Raw genomic sequence first — 18,247 nt, 5'->3', positions numbered from 1 at the left:
GACTATCCAGGAAGGCGGACTGCGTGTCCGCGTTGCTCTCGGAAGCAGACATCGCGGACTCGGAATACCTTAGTTCAGGCCGCGCGGCCCCGCGAGCATCCGCAGCACGATCGCGAACAATTCGCTCTGCGAGGAGATGCCGAGCCGTTCATAGGCGCGCTTGCGGTAGGTCAGGGTCGAATGCAGGCTGATGCCGAGCGCTTGCGAGATCGCCTCGGAGCTGAAGCCTTCTAGGATGCGCCGACACACCTCCTGCTCGCGCCGGGTGAGAGCGGCGAGTGGCGCGCGGGTCGCGAACAACGCGGCGAGCGTCTGATCGGGCGTTGCGCCCTCCTGAAAGTGGCGTGCGACGCTGGCGCCGATGGCCGGCGCGATCGCCCGGAGCCGCTCGCGCTGCGCGGCGCTGAAGCGGCCCTGGGCCGTAATGCGGTAGAAATTGACGTAGAAGCAGGTGTCGCCAGTCCAGATCGCGGTCGCGCATTTGTCGACGATGCCGGAATCGTGGAAGAAGATTTTCCGATAGCGCGCGCCGTACATGCGCGGTGCGAACGCCGGCAGCATGATCGGCGCGCCGCCCTCGCCTTCTAACAGCGCATCGCGATTGGGATCGGATTCGTGGAATTGCCCGGCATAGGCGGCGCCGAGATCGCCGCCGATCGGGATGTTGCCGGCATCGAGCAGGCAGTGTGCGGCGCCGGCACGGCTCAGCGCGAACACCATGCAATGGCCGACATCGGCCTGCCGGCGCAACGTGTCGATCAGGACTTTTGGGAAATCCGGCCGGCCAATGGCCAGCACCGCGGGCGTGACATCGCCAGCCGCCCGATTGAGGGCCATCCCGTGGGGCCGCATCGTTCTCTCCCTATCGCTTTGCGCCGGTTTTACCAGCAACGGCGATATGCCGAAAGACGGGGGGCTGCCGGGATATCACCTGGCCTACCGCTCGGCCTCGCCATCCGTCGTCCGGCTGGGATCGGCTCGGCACACTCAATGCTGGTGGCGCATCCGGCGCCAGAAACGAGCGCCAGGATTGGCACGTCGCGGCACGACTGGATCGGATCAGCCATCACGACTTATCGTGCGCGTACTTCTCCAACAGCAGCCGATTATATTCATCCCTCACGGCTCTCCGCGAGACATGCCCTCTTCGGTCTTTGGCGATCCTCAGAAGATCAGGATCGGTCGGTGCCCGTGATTTCCGGCTAAATTTCGCAAAAAGTCGGGTAGCAGGCGCCGACGTCCTTCCTAACAGTCGGTCAAACCATCCCATGGTCATGGTGTCCTCCCGGACGGATGCGAGTGACAAGCCTATCACCACGAATCTGGCGGTTCAAACGGACAGTTCAACTGCATCTTTTCGAAATGCCAGCCGCCACATCGTCCGCAACGGCGCCCTACTCCGCCGCCGCCCTGGCCGGCGGCACGTTGATCGCGAGCTTGCCGTAGCGGTCGGTGAAGGCCTCGGTGTCGATCTCCTCGAGCTTGATCTCGCCGCTCATCACGCCCCGCTTCCAGGCGGCCTGGGCCGGGTCGTTCTGGAATTCCGGCATCACCTCGCGGCCGAACAGCTCCAGCGACTCGCAGATGTGCTCGTGGCTATTCTTGCCGGCCTGGTTGAGCAGGATGACCTGGTCGATATGCGAGCTCTGGAAGCGCTTCAGCTTCTTGCGGATGGTCTCGGGCGAGCCGATCAGGCCGCCGCGCAATGCCGCCTCCTGCGCTTCCGGATTGTCGCGCTTCCACTTGTTGTACTCGTCCCACATGTTGACGGTGTAGGGCGCGGGACGCTGGCGGTTCTGCGAGGCGCCGTAGAAGCGCAGCGCGAACTGGAAGAAGGTGGCGCCGTCGGCGCGCGCCCGCGCCTCTTCATCGGTCTTGGCGCACATGAAGAAGGAGACCAACGCCATGTTCGGGTTGATCTCGTAATCGGCCAATTTGTGCAGCCGCTTGGTCATGGCATTGTAATAGGCATGCACCCAGGCATGCGCGGCGTCCGCGCTGACGAACTGGAAACCGAGCGCGCCAAAGCCGTGGCGGCCGGCGCGCTCGATGGTCGGCAGCTGCGAGCAGGCCATCCACAGCGGCGGATGCGGCTTCTGCACGGGCTTGGGCACGACGTTGCGCAGGGGGATGTCGAAATACTTGCCGTGGTGCTCGGACCCTGCGTCCTTGAACATCGGGAAGATCGCCTGGACGGCTTCCTCGAAGACTTCCTTCTTCGTCTCCATGTCGCGGCCGAACGGCGTCAGCTCGGTGATGGATGCGCTCTCGCCCATGCCGAATTCGCAGCGGCCGTTGGAGAGCAGATCGAGCACCGCGACGCGCTCGGCAACGCGGGCCGGATGGTTGGTGGTGAGCTGGAGGATGCCGTGCCCGAGCCGGATGTTTTTGGTGCGCTGGCTCGCGGCGGCGAGGAAGGATTCAGGCGAGGGTGAGTGCGAGTACTCTTCGAGGAAGTGATGCTCGACGACCCAGGCGTGGTCGTAATTGAGCTTGTCGGCGAGTTCCATCTGCGAGAGCGCGTTCTGGTAGAGGGCGAGCTCGTCGCCCGCCACCCAGGGCCTTGGCAGTTGCAGCTCGTAGAAGATGCCGAACTTCATGACGCCTCTCCCGCATTATTGTTGTTAACGTCATCTTAATGCGTGAGGGGCGGCTGTCTACGGAATCGCAATTCCGCCGCGCGGGAGATGGATCCCTCACCCGCACGTAGCAAAGCAAGCCCGATTCCGGCGCGTACTACAGGGTGCGGCCAAGTCGACAGGTTGATCCAGATCAACGCGTTAGCGGCTCGAACGTATCTAAAGTGCAGCAAGGTAACGGCCCGGATGCCGTCCCGATTCCCATACCATTCAGAGAGACCGAATATGTCGGCCCCTGACGACACGACTTCGCGCGTGCGCCGTAAGCGCATGGAGATCTTTGCGTTCCTGTTCCTGACCGCGGTCGTGATGCCCGTCCTCGCGGTCGGAACGGTCGGCTCATACGGGCTCGGCGTCTGGATCTACCAGATGTTTGCTGGCCCGCCCGGCCCACCGCCCTCCCCGCATTGATCCCGAACAGCGAAAGACAGCCATCATGGCACACGCCACACTCAACCGCCGCGCATTGATCACCGGCCGGGTGCTCAGCACCGAGCGCGTCATCTCCCCGCCCGGCTGCGAGATCGCCAGCATCGTGGTGCAGGCGCGCCCCGAGCGCCTGGACGAGCTGGAAGCCGAGATCACCGCGATGCCCGGCTGCGAAATTCACGGCCGCGACGCGCGCGGCAAGCTCATCGTCGTGACCGAGGCGCCTGACGCCGGCAGCCTCGGCACGCTGCTCAACACCATCCAGTCGCTGCCGAACGTCTATTCCGCGGCGCTGGTTTTCCACGCCATCGAAACCGCCTGAGTCAGGAAGAGCCACCATGACATCGCCAAAGCTCGACCGCCGCCAGATGCTGAAGCTCGAGGCCGCCGCGATCGCGGCCGCCGCCGCGGGCATGCCGGCACCGGCGCTCGCTGCCAACCTCGTCACCGAGCGCGACACATCCGAATTGAAATGGGACAAGGCCGCCTGCCGCTTCTGCGGCACCGGCTGCTCGGTGATGGTCGCGACCAAGGACAACCGCGTCGTCGCCACCCATGGCGACATCAAGGCCGAGGTCAATCGCGGCCTCAACTGCGTCAAGGGCTACTTCCTGTCCAAGATCATGTACGGCCACGACCGCCTGACGCAGCCGATGCTGCGCAAGACGGCCGGCAAATACGACAAGAACGGCGAGTTCACGCCGGTGTCCTGGAACGAAGCCTTCGACATCATGGAAGTGAAGTGGAAGGAAGCCTTCAAGAAGCGCGGGCCGAACGGCGTCGCCATGTTCGGCTCCGGACAGTGGACGATCTGGGAAGGCTATGCGGCGTCAAAGCTGTTCAAGGCCGGCTTCCGCACCAACAACATCGACCCCAACGCGCGGCACTGCATGGCCTCCGCCGTCGCCGGCATGATGCGCACCTTCGGCATCGACGAGCCGGCCGGCTGCTATGACGACATCGAGGCCACCGACGCCTTCGTCCTGTGGGGCTCCAACATGGCGGAGATGCACCCGATCCTGTGGACGCGCCTGGCCGACCGCCGGCTCTCCGCGCCGCATGTCCGCGTCGCCGTGCTCTCCACCTTCGAGCACCGATCGTTCGACCTCGCCGACATCGGCATGGTGTTCAAGCCGCAGACCGATCTCTACATCCTCAACGCCATCGCCAATCACATCATCAAGACCGGACGCGTCAACAAGGACTTCGTTGCCGCCCATACCATCTTCAGGCGCGGACAGACCGACATCGGTTATGGCCTGCGGCCCGAGCATCCGCTGCAGAAAAAGGCAACGGGCGCGGCAAAGGCCAACGACTCCACCGACATGAGCTACGACGAGTACGTCAAGTTCGTCTCCGAGTACACGCTGGAGAAGGCCGCCGAGATGTCCGGCGTACCGCTCAATCGGCTCGAGGCGCTCGCCGAGCTCTATGCCAATCCCAAGACGAAAGTGGTCTCGTTCTGGACCATGGGTTTCAACCAGCACACCCGCGGCGTCTGGTGCAACAACCTCGTCTACAACATCCACCTTCTGACCGGAAAGATCTCCTCGCCCGGCAACAGCCCGTTCTCGCTGACCGGCCAGCCCTCGGCCTGCGGCACCGCGCGCGAGGTCGGCACCTTCTCGCATCGCCTGCCGGCCGACATGGTCGTGACCAACAAGGCGCATCGCGATCACGCCGAGCACATCTGGCAGCTGCCCGAAGGCACCATTCCCGACAAGAACGGCGCACACGCCGTGCTGCAAAGCCGGATGCTGAAGGACGGCCTGATCAACGCCTATTGGGTGCAGGTCAACAACAACCTCCAGGCCGGCCCCAACGCCAACGAGGAGACCTATCCGGGCTTCCGCAACCCCGACAATTTCATCGTGGTCTCGGACGCCTATCCCTCGGTGACGGCACTGGCCGCCGATCTGATCCTGCCCACCGCGATGTGGGTGGAGAAGGAAGGCGCTTACGGCAATGCCGAGCGGCGCACGCAGTTCTGGCATCAGCTCGTCTCCGCGCCGGGCGAGTCGAAGTCCGATCTCTGGCAGCTCATGGAATTCTCAAAACGCTTCAAGATCGAGGAGGTGTGGCCGGAGGAGCTGATCGCCAAGAAACCGGAGGTTCGCGGCAAGACGCTGTTCGACGTGCTCTACAAGAACGGCCAGGTCGACAAGTTTCCGACCTCCGAGATCGAGGAAGGCTACGCCAACGAGGAATCCAAGGCGTTCGGCTTCTACGTGCAGAAGGGCCTGTTCGAGGAATACGCCTCGTTCGGCCGCGGCCATGGCCACGACCTCGCGCCGTTCGAAAGCTATCACCGCGAGCGCGGCCTGCGCTGGCCTGTCGTCAACGGCCAGGAAACGAAATGGCGCTTCCGCGAGGGCAGCGACCCCTACGTCAAGCAAGGCACCGGCGTGCAGTTCTACGGCTATCCGGACGGCAGGGCGCGCATCTTCGCGCTGCCCTACGAGCCGCCGGCGGAATCGCCCGACGGCGAATATCCGCTCTGGCTCTCGACCGGCCGCGTACTGGAGCATTGGCATTCAGGCACCATGACGCGCCGCGTGCCCGAGCTCTACAAGGCGTTCCCCGAGGCCGTGTGCTTCATGCATCCCGACGACGCGTCGGAAGCGAAGCTCCGGCGGGGCGACGAGGTGAAGGTGGTCTCGCGGCGCGGCTTCATCCGCGCCCGCGTCGAGACGCGCGGCCGCGACCGGCCGCCGCGTGGCCTCGTCTTCGTGCCGTGGTTCGACGAATCCAAGCTGATCAACAAGGTGACGCTGGACGCCACCGATCCGATCTCGTTGCAGACCGACTACAAGAAATGCGCCGTGCGCATCGAGCGGGTGAACCTGTCATGATGAAACGATTTGGCATAGCCCTGCTCGCGGTCGCGATCGCCGCCGGCGCGAGCTCACTGACCGCGCAGACGGTGACGTCAGGCCTGCGCGGTTCGACGCCGCTCAATGACGAGGGCCCGGCGCCGCCGATGCTGCCGAACCGCAACACCTCCGAAAGGGAGTCGCGCAACTATCCGGAACAGCCGCCGGTGATCCCGCATACGATCGACGGCTACCAGATCGACCTCAACGGCAACAAGTGCCTGTCCTGCCACGCGCGGGCGCGCACCGCTGAATCGCAGGCGCCGATGGTCTCGATCACGCATTTCATGGACCGCGACGGCCAGTTCCTGGCCTCGATCTCGCCGCGGCGCTTCTTCTGCACGGAATGCCACGTGCCGCAGAACACCGCCACGCCGCCGGTCAGCAACGACTTCACCGACATCGACACGCTGCTCTCGCGCGCCAGCCCCGGTGGCCGCCGATGACGACGACCACTGACGAGCCCAAAGAAAAGCTGGAACCCAGACGCGGCTTCATCGCGCGAAGCTGGGCCTTCGCGCTCGAGCTCTGGCAGGTGCTGATCCGGCCGAGCTCGGTGTTCGGGCTCGGCGTGCTGGTGCTCGCGGGCTTTGCGGCCGGCGTGATCTTCTGGGGCGGCTTCAACACCGCGCTGGAATTGACCAACACCGAGAAGTTCTGCACCGGCTGTCACGAGATGAAGGACAACGTCTACGCCGAGCTGAAGTCGACCATCCACTTCACCAACCGTTCCGGCGTGCGCGCGACCTGCCCGGACTGCCACGTGCCGCACAACTGGACCGACAAGATCGCGCGCAAGATGCAGGCCTCCAAGGAAGTCTGGGGCAAGATTTTTGGCACGATCGACACGCGGGAAAAGTTCCTGGACCACCGGCTCGAGCTGGCGGCGCATGAATGGGCGCGCTTCAAGGCCAACGATTCGCTCGAGTGCCGCAACTGCCACAGCGCCGATTCCATGGACATCACGAAGCAGTCGCCGCGGGCCTCGGTGGCGCACCAGCGCTTCCTGTTCACCAAGGAAAAGACCTGCATCGACTGCCACAAGGGCATCGCCCACCACCTGCCCGACATGCGCGGCGTTCCGGGGTGGCAGTAGGGGCGATTTGTTCTTGGTGCGGCCTGAGCAAGCGCCTCGTCCTTCGAGACGACCGCTTGCGCGGTCTCCTCAGGATGAGGCTGACCGGCATCTTTCGCTGTAGAAGACTGCCGCCGCGCACTCCGCCCTCATCCTGAGGACCCCGCCAAAGGCGGGCGTCTCGAAGGATGGCCACAGAAACAAGGCTCTAAATGCAATTGCCCCGCGCTTGAACCGGCGGGGCGAATGGTTAGTTTTGGGGGACGGCGAATCGGTCGATTTCGCCCCTTCTCAAGACAGATATGACCAATTTCTCCCCGCATCAGGACGCCGCGCTCAAGGCCGTTGGCGACTGGCTCAAGGCCAAACCGGGCCGGAACGGCACGCCGCCGATCTTCCGGCTGTTCGGCTTTGCCGGCACCGGCAAGACCACGCTGGCGCGGCATATCGCCGAGGGCGTCGACGGCGAGGTGAAGTTCGCCGCCTTCACCGGCAAGGCGGCCCTCGTCATGCGCAACAAGGGTTGCGACGAGGCCTCCACCATCCACTCGCTGATCTACCGCGCCCGCGAATCCGGCGAGGAGCAGCCGAGCTTCGAGCTGTGGGACGATGCGCCGGCCTCGAAGGCCAAGCTGATCGTGATCGACGAATGCTCGATGGTCGATGCTGAACTGGGGCGCGACCTGATGTCGTTCGACTGTCCGCTGCTGGTGCTCGGCGATCCCGCCCAGCTTCCGCCAATCCAGGGCGGCGGCTTCTTCACCAACACCGAGCCCGACGCGATGCTGACCGAAGTCCACCGCCAGGCCCAGGACGATCCGATCGTGCGGATGTCGATGGACGTCCGCGAAGGCCGCGAGCTCGACATCGGCCGCTACGGCGAGAGCGAAGTGGTGTCGCGCAAGGAGCTCGACCCCGACCGCGTCATGGGCGCCGACCAGGTCCTGGTCGGCCGCAACAACACGCGGCGCGCGTACAACATGCGGGTGCGCCAGCGCCAGAACATCGAGGACGTCTTCCCGGTCGCCGGCGACAAGCTGGTGTGCCTGCGCAACAACCGCAAGAAGGGCCTGTTCAACGGCGGCCTGTGGCGCGTGAAGTCGCGCAACACCTCGCGCTCGAAGTCGCGCATCCTCTCCATGCGGCTGTCGCCGGACGAGGATTTCGGCCACAAGGTAACGAAGGTCTCCGTGCGCGCCGATTGCTTCGAGGGCGGCGTCGAGCAGATCGCCTGGGAGCAGCGCAAGCCCTATGACGAGTTCGACTACGGCTATGTGCTGACCGTGCACAAATCGCAGGGCTCGCAATGGGACGACGTCGTGCTGTTCGACGAGAGTTTTGCGTTTCAGGATTCGCGGGCGCGGTGGCTGTACACGGGCATCACGCGCGCGGCGAAGCGGTTGAGTATCGTGGTGTGAAGCGACGCTGCCGTAGGGTGGGCAAAGGCGCAACGCGCCGTGCCCACGACTTATCCAAGCGCGGATCAAGAATCGTGGGCACGCTTCGCTTTGCCCACCCTACGGCACCGTCCTAGACCTCACTTCCCCGCAACAAAATAAAAATCTTCCCGCCCCGGCGGCGAGCCGTACGAAAACGGCTGCTGCTCGTGCTTGGTCACGGCCCAGACGTCGTCGCGGATGATGTCGAACAGTTTCCGGATCTCGACCTTCGGCACCTTGATCTCGCGGGCGAGCGCGGTGGCGAAGGGGCTGTCGGCGCCGCCGTCGCCGTCCATCGCGGTCTCGCCGTGCTTGGCGGCGTAGACCACCATGAAGCCGGCGCCGGGCTCGATGTTTGAAAAGCCCTTGTCGACCAGCTTGAGCGACAGCGTGCGCTGCATGGTCGGTGCGAACGGATTGTCGCGGCAGGCATCCAGCATCACCAGGCGCACTTTACGTGCGGCGCCCACCGCTGCGATCACCTGCTCCAGCGCGACCGCCTGGGCTTCGGCGTCCCTGTCGGCCGCGAGCTTGGCGTCGACGGGCACGAGATAGTTCACGCCGCCGATCTCGAAACCGTGACCGGCGTAGTAGACCACCGCCCAATCCGCCGTCTCCGCTTCGGCGGCAAACCTCTGCAGCGCTTCGAAGAACTTGTCGCGGGTCAGGTCGCTGACGGATATCACGGTCTGGAAACCGACATCGCGCAGCACGCCCGCGATCAATTTCGCGTCGCGGGGCGGATTGGGCAATGCGTGGACGTTGTTGTAGGCGCCGTTGCCGATCACCAGCGCGACGCGGCGTCCGGTGGACCCGGCCGGCGCCTGCGGCGTCAGTGCGGCGAGCCGCTCCTGCGCGACGGCGCGCGCGCGCGCGACGTCGAGGTCGTCGAACCTCGTCAGCGAATAGGCCGCGGCACGATAGTCGGCACGGGCCTGGGCAAGATCTTTCCTGCGCTCGTAGATCTGGCCGCGGCCGGAATGGGCGCGCACACTGTTCGGGTTGATCTGGATGGCGGTGTTGTAGTCCTTCAGCGCGGCGTCGAGGTCGCCCTTCAGCATGCTGACGCCGGCGCGATTGTTGATCGCGAACACGTTTCTCGGCTGCTTTTCGATCAGGCCGTTGCAGTCGGCAAAGGCCTGGTCGAACTTGCCCATCATCCCCCAGGTGACGCAGCGATTGCCGGCGATCTGCGGCGCGGCCGGATCGATCTTCTCGGCCTCCGCGAAGTCGGCGATCGCTCCGTTGAAATCCTTCGTCAGCGTACGCACCCGGGCACGGTTGGTCCAGCCGAGCAGGAATTTGGGCGTGTATTTGATCGACAGGTTGAAATCGTCGAGCGCGCTTTGCAGCGCCCCCCGGCGCAACTGGATGACGCCGCGGTTGTTGTAGGGAACGCCGTAGGTCGGGCGCTTCTGGAGCGCGAGATTGTAGTCGGCCATCGCGAGATCGTCCTGGCCCCTGCGCTCATAGCCGAGGCCGCGCAGGTTGAGCGCCACGACATTGTCGGGATCGAGGTCGACGGCCATGGACAGGGTCTCGATCGCACGGACGTTGTCGCGCTTGTTGATCAGCGTGTTGCCGCGCACGGTGAGCGCGATCGCCTTGTCCTTGCCGGTGAGACGGTCGGCGTTCAGCAGATTGTCGCAGGCCGTCGCGCGGGCCTGGACCTCCGCCTGGCGGTCGCGACAGGTGGCGAGGTCGTCGCCGGCTTGCGGCTCGGCCGTGGCAATCGCAGCACTCGAGATCAGGATGGCGAAGCTCAGGGGAATGACGCGCAGCATGTTGTCAGGTCAGCTCCAGCCACCAGATTTCAAGGGGATCGTCGATCGCGCGGGGTCATCTAGCCCGGAGTTCCCGGCCTCGCCAAGTGGCGCTGTCTGAGGCTTTTTTTCACAGACTCGTGTCCGTCCCCCCGTAACAATTGCAGCCTGCGCCCGTATCTCCATTGTCCGAAAACGCGGCCAAACGGGCTGTTCGCGCCTCCCCGGCCGCCCTACACTGTCAGACCTTCCGAAAGAGGATCGCCATGCGCCGCTCCGCCCTCGCCTCGCTGTTCGCCGCCACCACCGCACTGACGCTGGCCTTTGCCCTGCCGTCCAGGGCCGCGGAGGATGCGGTCGTGATCCCCGCGCCCGCCATGGATGCGGCACCCGCATCCGGAATCCAGACCGCCGTCATCGCCGGCGGCTGCTTCTGGGGCGTGCAGGGCGTCTTCCAGCACACCGCTGGCGTCGTCAACGCGGTCTCCGGCTATGCCGGCGGCACCAAGGCGACCGCCGATTACCAGACCGTCTCGAGCGGCCGGACCGGCCACGCCGAGTCGGTCGAGATCAAGTACGATCCGAAGAAGATCTCCTACGGCAAGATCCTCCAGATCTACTTCTCGGTGGCGCACGACCCGACCCAGCTCAACCGCCAGGGCCCGGACACCGGCACGCAATATCGCTCGGCGATCTTCACCACCTCCGACGAGCAGAAGAAGGTGGCGGAGGCCTATATCGCCCAGCTCAACACCGCCAAGGTCTTCAGCAAGCCGATCGTGACCAAGGTCGGCGCGCTGGAGGCGTTCTACCCGGCGGAGGCCTATCACCAGGACTATCTGACACTGCACCCGAACCAGCCCTACATCGCCTACAACGATCTTCCGAAGGTCGAGAACCTGAAAAAGCTGTTCGCGGATAACTACATTGAGAAGCCGACGCTGGTGAGTGCCAGCAAGGCCACCAACTGATCCTGAGATCACAGAAGAAACGGGAGACCCATGCCCGACACCAAGACGAAAACCACCGACGACAAGGTCATCAAGAGCGAAGAGCAGTGGCGGCGCGAATTGTCGCCGATGCAGTACGCGGTGCTGCGCGAGAAGGCGACCGAGCGTCCCTTCTCCGGCGAATATGAGCACGACCACCGCGCCGGCACCTATGTCTGCGCCGGCTGCGGCAATGTGCTGTTCGAGTCCGACGCCAAGTTCGATTCCGGCTGCGGCTGGCCGAGCTTCACCCAGCCCGCGGTCGAGAGCCATATCGACGAGGAGCACGATGCCAGCCACGGCATGATCCGCACCGAGGTGCTCTGCTCCAAATGCAGCGGACATCTCGGCCACGTCTTCCCCGACGGCCCCGGCCCCGACCGGCCTGCGCTACTGCATCAACTCGGCCGCGCTGAAGCTCGAGCCGAAATAACATTGCGTGCCGCCGGTTCCGTCATGGAACCCGGCGGCGCGATGTGCTTTTCTCCTCTGGCGGTGCGGCCGATGAGCGCAGTCCGGCGGCCGCCAGGGAGGACGCCATGACACTCGGGACCATCCTGATCATCCTGGTGATCATCTATCTCGTGGGCGGCATGTCCGGCCGGATCGGGGGCTACGGCTACGGCATGGGCCATTCCGGCATGGGGATCGGCGGTCTCGTGCTGGTGGTCTTGGTCGTGCTGCTGCTTCTTGGCAAGCTGTAAACCATATAAACAATTGAAATTACTTTGTTTATTGCGCCTGCGGGGCTGCCATGCGCGGATTCATCATCTCTCATCGCAGGGGTCGCATTTCTGTCAAATCGGCCTATATTAGTGAGCGAAAATGACCGGTGCGGCGGGCCCACCCGATTGTGGCCCCCTGCCCTTCAAAACCCCACGCGCTTAAAGCCCCAGAGAGATCACGAGGTCTTTGACCATGCGTCCACTGCGTCCGTTCAACTTCAACACTTCCGCCGAGCTCTTCCCCGCCGCAATCCGCAAGAAGAAGCGCGCGGGCTTCACCTATCGCCGGTTCGGCACCGCCGCCGAAGCCGTGCAATTCGCGATGGAGCAGTTGCCGACGGATTCGCTGAACGGCGCCTATCTCCAGGTCGAGGAAGCTCGCTTCGACCAGAACGGCATCCGTTCGCTCTATGAGAGCGAAGCCTTCCCGCTGCCCCGCCGCCCCAAGCCGGTGGAAGCGACCACCGACGCCGACGCGGCGTAAGTTTTCGCAAAGCCCGATGTGCGCTGAAAGCGCGATGGCCGAACGGCCGTCGCGCTTTTTGCGTTTCTGGGCGGGCTCTTTCGTCTCCCTCGCCCCGCTTGCGGGGAGAGGGTCGGGGTGAGGGGGAGTCTCCGCAGGGACGGTAGCAGTCGGATTCGCGGAGACTCCCCCTCACCCGCCACGCTTCGCGTGTCGGCCTCTCCCCGCAAGCGGGGCGAGGCGAAGGAAGAACTCCGTTCCTATATCCGCGGCTGCTTGTCGAGCCAGCGGCGCAAGAGGCGCACGTTGCGCATGTTGGCGCGGAACATGACGTCGAAGGCATCGCCCACGAACGGCACGATGCCGACCACACCGTCGACCGCGACATTGCCGAGCATGCGCGCGGTGATGTACCAGGGCGCCCCGAGCGCGCGCGCCTCGCGCACCAGCCACAGCGAGATCGCGGTGGTGATGATGTCCCCGACCACGGGGATCAGGCCGATCAGCCCGTCGATGCCGTAGCGGATCTTGGTGCCGGGCAGGATGAAGGCGACGTCGAGCAGCTTGGCGATGGCCTCGAGCCGCGCGATGCGCTGCTCGCGCGTCAGATTGCCGAACGGATTACCGGCGAACGGATTGTCCTTGTCGAATTCGAAGCGAAACTCCTGAAACCCCTGCTCCAGGGTTTCGGGACGGATCTCGCGGCCGTCCTGGTCGATGATCGGCCCGCGTGCTTGGGCGCGCGAAGAACTCGCGCGCGAGCCGGCTCCGGAACGGGGCCGGCGCGGAGCAAGAATGTCGTCGTCGGACATGATCATAGCCTTGAGAGAACGCACCAGCGGCGCGGAGGTTGCTGCACCGCGCCCGAACGTCGCGCGTTCAGGTCGGCGACGCAGCCGGCAGCGGCTCCTCGACATATCTATGCACGAGCCAGGATGAAATCACGGCCGGCACGAATCCGACGAGGCCGTACAGGATGAACTGCACCGCGCCCGAATCCGGCCCGCGCGAGCTGTAGGTCAGCGACGCCAGCACGAAGGCGAACAGGCCGACCAGGAGCATCCGCAGCACCGGGCCGATCCGTCGGACGTGGATCAGGATGTCGTCGACCGCACCGATCATCAGCGAGGGCAGGAAACCGAACAAATAGCTGTATTGCAGCGATTTGAAGAACACGGCGAACAGCTTTCCGACCTCGCCCAGACTGGTCTGGGCCCAGTAGCCGGACTGATAAGTCGTCGTCAGCAGCAGCAGGAACCCGCCGACGAACGGACCGACCAGCGCAAACACCAGATAGCGTTTCATCAAGTATCCTCATCCTTCGCCGCTGTTATAGCAGCGGCGCGGGAACCTTGAATAGCGGGGCGCGCGCCCCTGCCGGGGGGAACAAGCGGCAAGGCGACGAGTTCAGACAGGACTGAAATTCATACCCGCAGTCAGATTGGAGTTGTGTCGATGTCCCGGAAATCCGTCCTTATGGCAACGCTCGTCCTGACAACCCTGAGCGGTATGTCGATCACGCCTGCTCTCGCGCAGGGCCACATGGGTACGCCGCAGGAGCAGAACGCCTGCTCGCGGGACGCCTCGCGGTTCTGCCGCAAGGACCTCGGCAATGACGGTGCGGTGCAGGGATGCCTGCAAGCCAACCGGTCCAGGCTGTCGAAGGCGTGCAGCAAGGTATTCCAGAGCCACGGCATGTGAGACCGGGGAACGAACCCTGGCGAACCGGAGAGTGAAGCCATGTTGCGCGACGAACAGCTCTCGATCCTGCGGGACATCAGCCAGTCGGTCGCGTTCGCCGACGACCGGCACGGCAAGATCGGCGAGTTGATCGCCGACGGCTATGTGATGAAGGACGGCGATCTGTTCGAGCTCACCGCGAAGGGCGTTACCGCCGTCGAGGAACACGCCGCAGCGCTCGGCGCGAGCGACGCGGACGAAGCGAGCGCATCGTCCGATCGGTTGATCTGATCTCGCGCCGCTTTGTGCGTGACGGACACGTTGTGCGTGACGGACGCGCAACAACTGCGAATTCATTCGAGCGGACCATTGCAGCCGCGTGACAATCGCGCATACTCGAATCGGGCGGCGCAGCACTTTTCGATTCGAACATCACGAGAGATCGAGCGACCACATGCGGGACTAAGGTTCCCGGCGTGAAGGCTGTGACATGCGGCAGATCAAGCCGCGTGCGGCGCCCCAAAACCAAGTGGTTTCAACCCACGGAACTCGGGGACGCATTCGTCATGACGCGCTACACGACCATCGTTTCGCTGTTTAAGACCACCGCTGCGCTGTTGGCCTTCGCCGCCACCGCCATCGCATTCCAGACATCGCCCGGCCTCGCCTTCTCGTCCGAAGCGCAGCAGATGTGCACGGGCGATGCGATGCGGCTTTGCTCCAGCGAGATTCCCGACATCCCCAGGATCAGGGCCTGCATGGTGCGGAACAAGGCGCAGGTCAGCCCCGGCTGCCGCGCCGTGATGGACCGCGAGCACGCGGCACGGAAGCGGGAAGCCGCCGCGCAATAGGCCGGCTCAATCTCGATTGAATCGTCGGAGAGTTCGGTTCACCTCTCTCGTCGGGAGAGGTGAACATCGGTGACGCGCCGGCCCTAGTCGCCCCACTGCGCGAACGCTTCGTTGAAGGCGCGCTCGCCGGGGGCGCCCTTCTCGATCGCGATGATGGCGCGGCGCTGGTTGGCATAGACCAGCGGCACGTCGAACCACGAGCGCTCCTTCAGGAGCTGGACGTTGCGGGCGCGGTCGGCGTCGACATTGGAGAGGCCGACCAGGAAGAAGCCGTCGGTGACCTTGACCGCGAGACCCGCGAGCGGCGTGCCGCGCGCCTGCTCGTTCGACTTCATCAGGATGCCCGGCACGTTGGAGACGCTGCCGCCCGGGAAATCCGGCGGCAGGATGAAGGTCAATTCCGCGGTGTGGCTCGCCGGCAGCGACGAGTCGGTATTGCGGCGGAACGACATCGTCATCTTGAACTTGCGGTCGGGGATCTCGATGTCGGCGCGCACGGCGACGTCGGCCTTCTGGTTGCCCGACGCCTTGATCGGCTCGAGCCGCCACACCACCGAGCCGACATATTGCTTGCCCTTCGGATCGGCCGGATCCTCGTCATAGAGCACGACCTTCTGCGCCACCGGCGCGACCGGCTGATCGCTGGCCGAGGGCTGGCCGACGCGATCCGGAATCTTGGGCTTGCTCTGCGGCTGGGCCGGATCCTTCGGCGCCTCCACCACCTGGGTCGGCGAGGACTTGAACAGATTGGTCGCGGTCTGGACCAGCTGTTTGCCCCAGAGGATGCCGGCGCCGACCAGGATCAGCACGATGCCGATGGCGATCGCGCTCTTGAACGGGAACATGGAGCCGGTGCGGGCGCGCTTCTTGGCCTCGCGCTCGGGCGCGATGCGCGGACGCGGCGATGGCGGCTGCGGCGTGTAGCGCTCGGCCTCCTCGATCGACTCGTCGTAGGAATAGGGCGCGTCCTGCTCGCCGGCGCGATTTTCCAGGCTCGGCTCCAGCCGGTCGAACTCCGGCGAGGGCGAGGGCACATTGGCGTAGGTGCGGCGCGCGGCGCGGTTGGCCTGCGCGGCGGCGCCGCCGAGATCGTTCACGTCGGCGGTGATGTCACGAAAACCGCGCACGCCCGGCGCCGGCGGCACGGGCGGCGGCGGACCGACATCCGGCGCGCGGCGAGCGCCCTGGCGGTCACGTCCGGCCGGCGGAGGCGGCGGCTCCGGCATCGGCGACGGCGCCGAGGGACCCGGCGGGCGCGGCGCGTCGAAACGCGGGGCGCGGGGCGGACGCGGGGCCTCGTCCTGGTCGTCGACGTTGAAGGACGGGCGGTCGGCACGCGGCGGCGGCGGAGCCGGACGGGTGCGCGGAGCAGTCGGCTGCGACGGGGGCGGATTGCCCTCGGCGGCGCGGGTGCTGGCCCGGCGGAAAGCGTCACCGCTGCCGCCGCTGCGGGTGGGGCCACCACCGGGGCGCGAAGCCTCCCGGGCACGCTGCGCGGCCTCCGATTCGACCTTGCGAACCGCCTCTTCCAGCGACAACCGTTCGCGGGTGATCTCGGATTCGGAGAGCGGCGGCTGCACGCTGCGGAGCTGCGCAATCAGGGCCGTGCGCGCCCGCTCATAGAGCGCGCGACGGCTTTCGCCGGGAGCATTGGGGTCCAGGGCGGCAATAGCGCGGGCGATCAGCGGATAGTAATCAGCCATTTCAACTCAACTATACGCCCGTCCCGGTAAGATTTCGTTAAGCCTCAAACGGATTTTGCACCAGGATAGTATCCTCGCGTTCAGGGCTGGTGGAAAGCAGAGCGACCGGGCACCCCACCAGTTCCTCGATCCGGCGGACATATTTGATGGCCTGGGCCGGCAGGTCGGCCCACGACCGTGCATTGGCGGTCGGCTCCTTCCAGCCCTCGATGGTCTCGTAGATCGGCTCGACCCGGGCCTGGGCGCCCTCGCCGGCCGGGAAATGGTCGATCTCCTTGCCGTCGAGCTTGTAGCCAGTGCAGACCTCGATCGTGTCGAAGCCGTCGAGGATGTCCAGCTTGGTCAGCGCCAGGCCGTTGATGCCGCAGGTCCGGACCGCCTGGCGGACCAGCACGGCGTCGAACCAGCCGCAGCGGCGCGGACGGCCGGTGTTGGTGCCGAACTCGCGGCCGCGCTCGCCGATCCTGCGGCCGGTCTCGTTGTCCTGCTCGGTCGGGAACGGGCCCTGGCCGACGCGGGTCGTATAGGCCTTGCACAGGCCGAGCACATAGCCGACCGCGCCCGGCCCGAGGCCGGCGCCGGTCGCGGCCTGCGCCGCCACCGTGTTGGACGAGGTGACGTAAGGATAAGTGCCGTGGTCGACGTCGAGCAGCGCGCCCTGCGCGCCCTCGAACAGCATGCGCTTGCCTTCGCGCCGCTTGATGTCGAGCAGCCGCCACACCGTCTCGGCATAGGGCAGCAGCTCAGGCGCCAGCGCACTCAGTTCCTTCAGGATGACCTTGCCGTCGAACTCCGGCAGGCCGAGGCCGCGGCGGAGTGCGTTGTGGTGAGCAAGGAGCCGGTCGATCTTGTGCGGGAGCGTGTCGAGATCGGCGAGGTCCATCAGGCGGATGGCGCGACGGCCGACCTTGTCCTCATAGGCCGGGCCGATGCCGCGGCGGGTGGTGCCGATCGCGGTCGCAGCACTCGCGGATTCGCGGTGCGCGTCGAGCTCGCGGTGCAGCGGCAGGATCAGCGTGACGTTCTCGGCGATGCGCAGATTCTCCGGAGAGACCGCAACGCCCTGGGCCCTGAGCTTGGTGACCTCGTCGAGGAAGGCGGCGGGATCGAACACCACGCCGTTGCCGATCACCGACAGCTTCTGCTCGCGCAGCACGCCGGACGGCAGCAGCGCGAGCTTGTAGGTCTTGCCGTTGATGACCAGCGTGTGGCCGGCGTTATGACCGCCCTGGAAGCGGACGACGATGTCCGCCTGCTCCGACAACCAGTCGACGATCTTGCCCTTTCCTTCGTCGCCCCATTGGGCGCCGACGACGACAACATTGGCCATTCGCGGGTAATCCTTCGAAGATTTTAGATGCGCAAGCCCAGCTGACGGCCGGAGCCGTTCGCATGCGAGACAGCCCAACCGGATAAAGGAAGCAGCCTCTCTAGGCAAGCAAGAACGGGGCTTTTTCGGGGCTCTAGAGACTATTTAAGCCTTTGATATCCCCGGAAAATCCAGAAACCTTTTGGGCGGCTCGCAAGGCTTCGACCAAAGCGTGAGATGCTGATCTGCCATTGCATGGTCGCGATGCGTCCGCCCCCCGTTGATGCCACCTCGATTTCCGTGTCTTTG

The 18,247-nt window shown here is 65.1% G+C and carries 19 protein-coding genes and 1 pseudogene; 13 read left to right on the top strand and 7 right to left on the bottom strand.

All coding sequences use genetic code 11. From position 1 onward, the window contains the following. Positions 1–69: 69 nt before the first annotated feature. Both NLM15_RS06750 and NLM15_RS06745 read right to left on the bottom strand, forming a co-directional pair. A complete protein-coding gene (locus NLM15_RS06750) occupies positions 70–852 on the bottom strand; it encodes a helix-turn-helix transcriptional regulator (RefSeq protein WP_254116244.1) in 783 nt (260 codons plus the stop codon). Positions 853–1,394: 542 nt separating this feature from the next. After that, the gene (locus tag NLM15_RS06745) at positions 1,395–2,600 is read right to left on the bottom strand and encodes an LLM class flavin-dependent oxidoreductase (RefSeq protein ID WP_254116243.1); all 1,206 of its coding nucleotides are present in this window, start codon (positions 2,598–2,600) and stop codon (positions 1,395–1,397) included. 264 nt (positions 2,601–2,864) lie between these two features. Between NLM15_RS06745 and napE the strand changes: the two genes are divergently transcribed. From napE to NLM15_RS06715, 6 genes are all read left to right on the top strand, one after another. Continuing rightward, complete coding sequence (gene napE, locus NLM15_RS06740; protein WP_027532529.1) at positions 2,865–3,050, top strand: periplasmic nitrate reductase, NapE protein; 186 nt, start codon at positions 2,865–2,867, stop codon at positions 3,048–3,050. Between the two features lie 25 nt (positions 3,051–3,075). After that, on the top strand, positions 3,076–3,390 hold the full coding sequence (locus tag NLM15_RS06735; protein WP_254116242.1) for a chaperone NapD: 315 nt from the start codon (positions 3,076–3,078) through the stop codon (positions 3,388–3,390). Between the two features lie 16 nt (positions 3,391–3,406). Continuing rightward, complete coding sequence (gene napA, locus NLM15_RS06730) at positions 3,407–5,920, top strand: nitrate reductase catalytic subunit NapA (RefSeq protein WP_254116241.1); 2,514 nt, start codon at positions 3,407–3,409, stop codon at positions 5,918–5,920. Further along, positions 5,917–6,387: a nitrate reductase cytochrome c-type subunit gene (locus tag NLM15_RS06725; protein ID WP_254116240.1), complete on the top strand. Its 471-nt coding sequence runs from the start codon at positions 5,917–5,919 to the stop codon at positions 6,385–6,387. The genes napA and NLM15_RS06725 overlap by 4 nt, the downstream gene beginning before the upstream one ends. Then, the gene (locus tag NLM15_RS06720) at positions 6,384–7,037 is read left to right on the top strand and encodes a NapC/NirT family cytochrome c (RefSeq protein ID WP_254116239.1); all 654 of its coding nucleotides are present in this window, start codon (positions 6,384–6,386) and stop codon (positions 7,035–7,037) included. The genes NLM15_RS06725 and NLM15_RS06720 overlap by 4 nt, the downstream gene beginning before the upstream one ends. A 281-nt stretch (positions 7,038–7,318) precedes the next feature. Beyond that, positions 7,319–8,434: an ATP-dependent RecD-like DNA helicase gene (locus NLM15_RS06715; RefSeq protein WP_254116238.1), complete on the top strand. Its 1,116-nt coding sequence runs from the start codon at positions 7,319–7,321 to the stop codon at positions 8,432–8,434. 119 nt (positions 8,435–8,553) lie between these two features. On the opposite strand, the gene NLM15_RS06710 is transcribed toward NLM15_RS06715, so the two are convergent. Continuing rightward, a complete protein-coding gene (locus NLM15_RS06710) occupies positions 8,554–10,239 on the bottom strand; it encodes a caspase family protein (protein ID WP_254116237.1) in 1,686 nt (561 codons plus the stop codon). A gap of 245 nt (positions 10,240–10,484) precedes the next feature. On the opposite strand from NLM15_RS06710, the gene msrA reads away from it, so the two are divergent. The 4 genes and pseudogenes from msrA to NLM15_RS06690 all read left to right on the top strand — a co-directional run bounded on the left by msrA (position 10,485) and on the right by NLM15_RS06690 (position 12,416). Continuing rightward, a complete protein-coding gene (gene msrA / locus NLM15_RS06705) occupies positions 10,485–11,189 on the top strand; it encodes a peptide-methionine (S)-S-oxide reductase MsrA (RefSeq protein ID WP_254116236.1) in 705 nt (234 codons plus the stop codon). A gap of 30 nt (positions 11,190–11,219) precedes the next feature. Beyond that, a pseudogene (gene msrB, locus NLM15_RS06700) lies at positions 11,220–11,640 on the top strand (peptide-methionine (R)-S-oxide reductase MsrB). A 106-nt stretch (positions 11,641–11,746) separates the two neighbouring features. After that, complete coding sequence (locus NLM15_RS06695) at positions 11,747–11,911, top strand: DUF3309 family protein (protein ID WP_254116235.1); 165 nt, start codon at positions 11,747–11,749, stop codon at positions 11,909–11,911. 214 nt (positions 11,912–12,125) lie between these two features. Then, a complete protein-coding gene (locus tag NLM15_RS06690) occupies positions 12,126–12,416 on the top strand; it encodes a hypothetical protein (protein ID WP_211382302.1) in 291 nt (96 codons plus the stop codon). Between the two features lie 239 nt (positions 12,417–12,655). On the opposite strand, the gene NLM15_RS06685 is transcribed toward NLM15_RS06690, so the two are convergent. Together NLM15_RS06685 and NLM15_RS06680 are read right to left on the bottom strand one after the other, a co-directional pair. Further along, on the bottom strand, positions 12,656–13,213 hold the full coding sequence (locus NLM15_RS06685; protein ID WP_254124162.1) for a DUF4112 domain-containing protein: 558 nt from the start codon (positions 13,211–13,213) through the stop codon (positions 12,656–12,658). 61 nt (positions 13,214–13,274) lie between these two features. Continuing rightward, positions 13,275–13,700, bottom strand: coding sequence for a DUF5413 family protein (locus tag NLM15_RS06680; RefSeq protein ID WP_254116234.1), 426 nt, complete (start codon positions 13,698–13,700; stop codon positions 13,275–13,277). Positions 13,701–13,850: 150 nt separating this feature from the next. On the opposite strand from NLM15_RS06680, the gene NLM15_RS06675 reads away from it, so the two are divergent. The 3 genes from NLM15_RS06675 (at position 13,851) to NLM15_RS06665 (ending at position 14,926) form a co-directional block, all read left to right on the top strand. Next, positions 13,851–14,096 carry a hypothetical protein gene (locus tag NLM15_RS06675; protein WP_254116233.1) on the top strand — a complete coding sequence of 82 codons (246 nt, stop codon included), beginning with the start codon at positions 13,851–13,853 and terminating at the stop codon, positions 14,094–14,096. A gap of 39 nt (positions 14,097–14,135) precedes the next feature. Next, positions 14,136–14,366 carry a hypothetical protein gene (locus NLM15_RS06670; protein ID WP_254116232.1) on the top strand — a complete coding sequence of 77 codons (231 nt, stop codon included), beginning with the start codon at positions 14,136–14,138 and terminating at the stop codon, positions 14,364–14,366. 275 nt (positions 14,367–14,641) lie between these two features. Further along, complete coding sequence (locus NLM15_RS06665; RefSeq protein WP_254116231.1) at positions 14,642–14,926, top strand: hypothetical protein; 285 nt, start codon at positions 14,642–14,644, stop codon at positions 14,924–14,926. A gap of 83 nt (positions 14,927–15,009) precedes the next feature. Here NLM15_RS06665 and NLM15_RS06660 read toward each other — a convergent pair whose 3' ends face one another. Together NLM15_RS06660 and NLM15_RS06655 are read right to left on the bottom strand one after the other, a co-directional pair. Continuing rightward, positions 15,010–16,629: a hypothetical protein gene (locus NLM15_RS06660; protein WP_254116230.1), complete on the bottom strand. Its 1,620-nt coding sequence runs from the start codon at positions 16,627–16,629 to the stop codon at positions 15,010–15,012. Between the two features lie 37 nt (positions 16,630–16,666). Continuing rightward, entirely contained in the window at positions 16,667–17,959 is a 1,293-nt protein-coding gene (locus tag NLM15_RS06655; RefSeq protein WP_254116229.1) for an adenylosuccinate synthase, read from the bottom strand. Positions 17,960–18,247: the final 288 nt, after the last annotated feature.

Source organism: Bradyrhizobium sp. CCGB20, assembly GCF_024199855.1.
In the GTDB taxonomy this organism is placed as follows: domain Bacteria; phylum Pseudomonadota; class Alphaproteobacteria; order Rhizobiales; family Xanthobacteraceae; genus Bradyrhizobium.
This window is presented reverse-complemented; position numbering and strand designations above follow the sequence as displayed.

Bases quoted from the DNA above. Each gene is read 5' to 3' on its own strand.
- NLM15_RS06750 (WP_254116244.1), bottom strand. From the start codon at position 852: ATGCGGCCCCACGGGATGGCCCTCAATCGGGCGGCTGGCGATGTCACG.
- NLM15_RS06745 (WP_254116243.1), bottom strand. From the start codon at position 2,600: ATGAAGTTCGGCATCTTCTACGAGCTGCAACTGCCAAGGCCCTGGGTG.
- napE (WP_027532529.1), top strand. From the start codon at position 2,865: ATGTCGGCCCCTGACGACACGACTTCGCGCGTGCGCCGTAAGCGCATG.
- NLM15_RS06735 (WP_254116242.1), top strand. From the start codon at position 3,076: ATGGCACACGCCACACTCAACCGCCGCGCATTGATCACCGGCCGGGTG.
- napA (WP_254116241.1), top strand. From the start codon at position 3,407: ATGACATCGCCAAAGCTCGACCGCCGCCAGATGCTGAAGCTCGAGGCC.
- NLM15_RS06725 (WP_254116240.1), top strand. From the start codon at position 5,917: ATGATGAAACGATTTGGCATAGCCCTGCTCGCGGTCGCGATCGCCGCC.
- NLM15_RS06720 (WP_254116239.1), top strand. From the start codon at position 6,384: ATGACGACGACCACTGACGAGCCCAAAGAAAAGCTGGAACCCAGACGC.
- NLM15_RS06715 (WP_254116238.1), top strand. From the start codon at position 7,319: ATGACCAATTTCTCCCCGCATCAGGACGCCGCGCTCAAGGCCGTTGGC.
- NLM15_RS06710 (WP_254116237.1), bottom strand. From the start codon at position 10,239: ATGCTGCGCGTCATTCCCCTGAGCTTCGCCATCCTGATCTCGAGTGCT.
- msrA (WP_254116236.1), top strand. From the start codon at position 10,485: ATGCGCCGCTCCGCCCTCGCCTCGCTGTTCGCCGCCACCACCGCACTG.
- NLM15_RS06695 (WP_254116235.1), top strand. From the start codon at position 11,747: ATGACACTCGGGACCATCCTGATCATCCTGGTGATCATCTATCTCGTG.
- NLM15_RS06690 (WP_211382302.1), top strand. From the start codon at position 12,126: ATGCGTCCACTGCGTCCGTTCAACTTCAACACTTCCGCCGAGCTCTTC.
- NLM15_RS06685 (WP_254124162.1), bottom strand. From the start codon at position 13,213: ATGATCATGTCCGACGACGACATTCTTGCTCCGCGCCGGCCCCGTTCC.
- NLM15_RS06680 (WP_254116234.1), bottom strand. From the start codon at position 13,700: ATGAAACGCTATCTGGTGTTTGCGCTGGTCGGTCCGTTCGTCGGCGGG.
- NLM15_RS06675 (WP_254116233.1), top strand. From the start codon at position 13,851: ATGTCCCGGAAATCCGTCCTTATGGCAACGCTCGTCCTGACAACCCTG.
- NLM15_RS06670 (WP_254116232.1), top strand. From the start codon at position 14,136: ATGTTGCGCGACGAACAGCTCTCGATCCTGCGGGACATCAGCCAGTCG.
- NLM15_RS06665 (WP_254116231.1), top strand. From the start codon at position 14,642: ATGACGCGCTACACGACCATCGTTTCGCTGTTTAAGACCACCGCTGCG.
- NLM15_RS06660 (WP_254116230.1), bottom strand. From the start codon at position 16,629: ATGGCTGATTACTATCCGCTGATCGCCCGCGCTATTGCCGCCCTGGAC.
- NLM15_RS06655 (WP_254116229.1), bottom strand. From the start codon at position 17,959: ATGGCCAATGTTGTCGTCGTCGGCGCCCAATGGGGCGACGAAGGAAAG.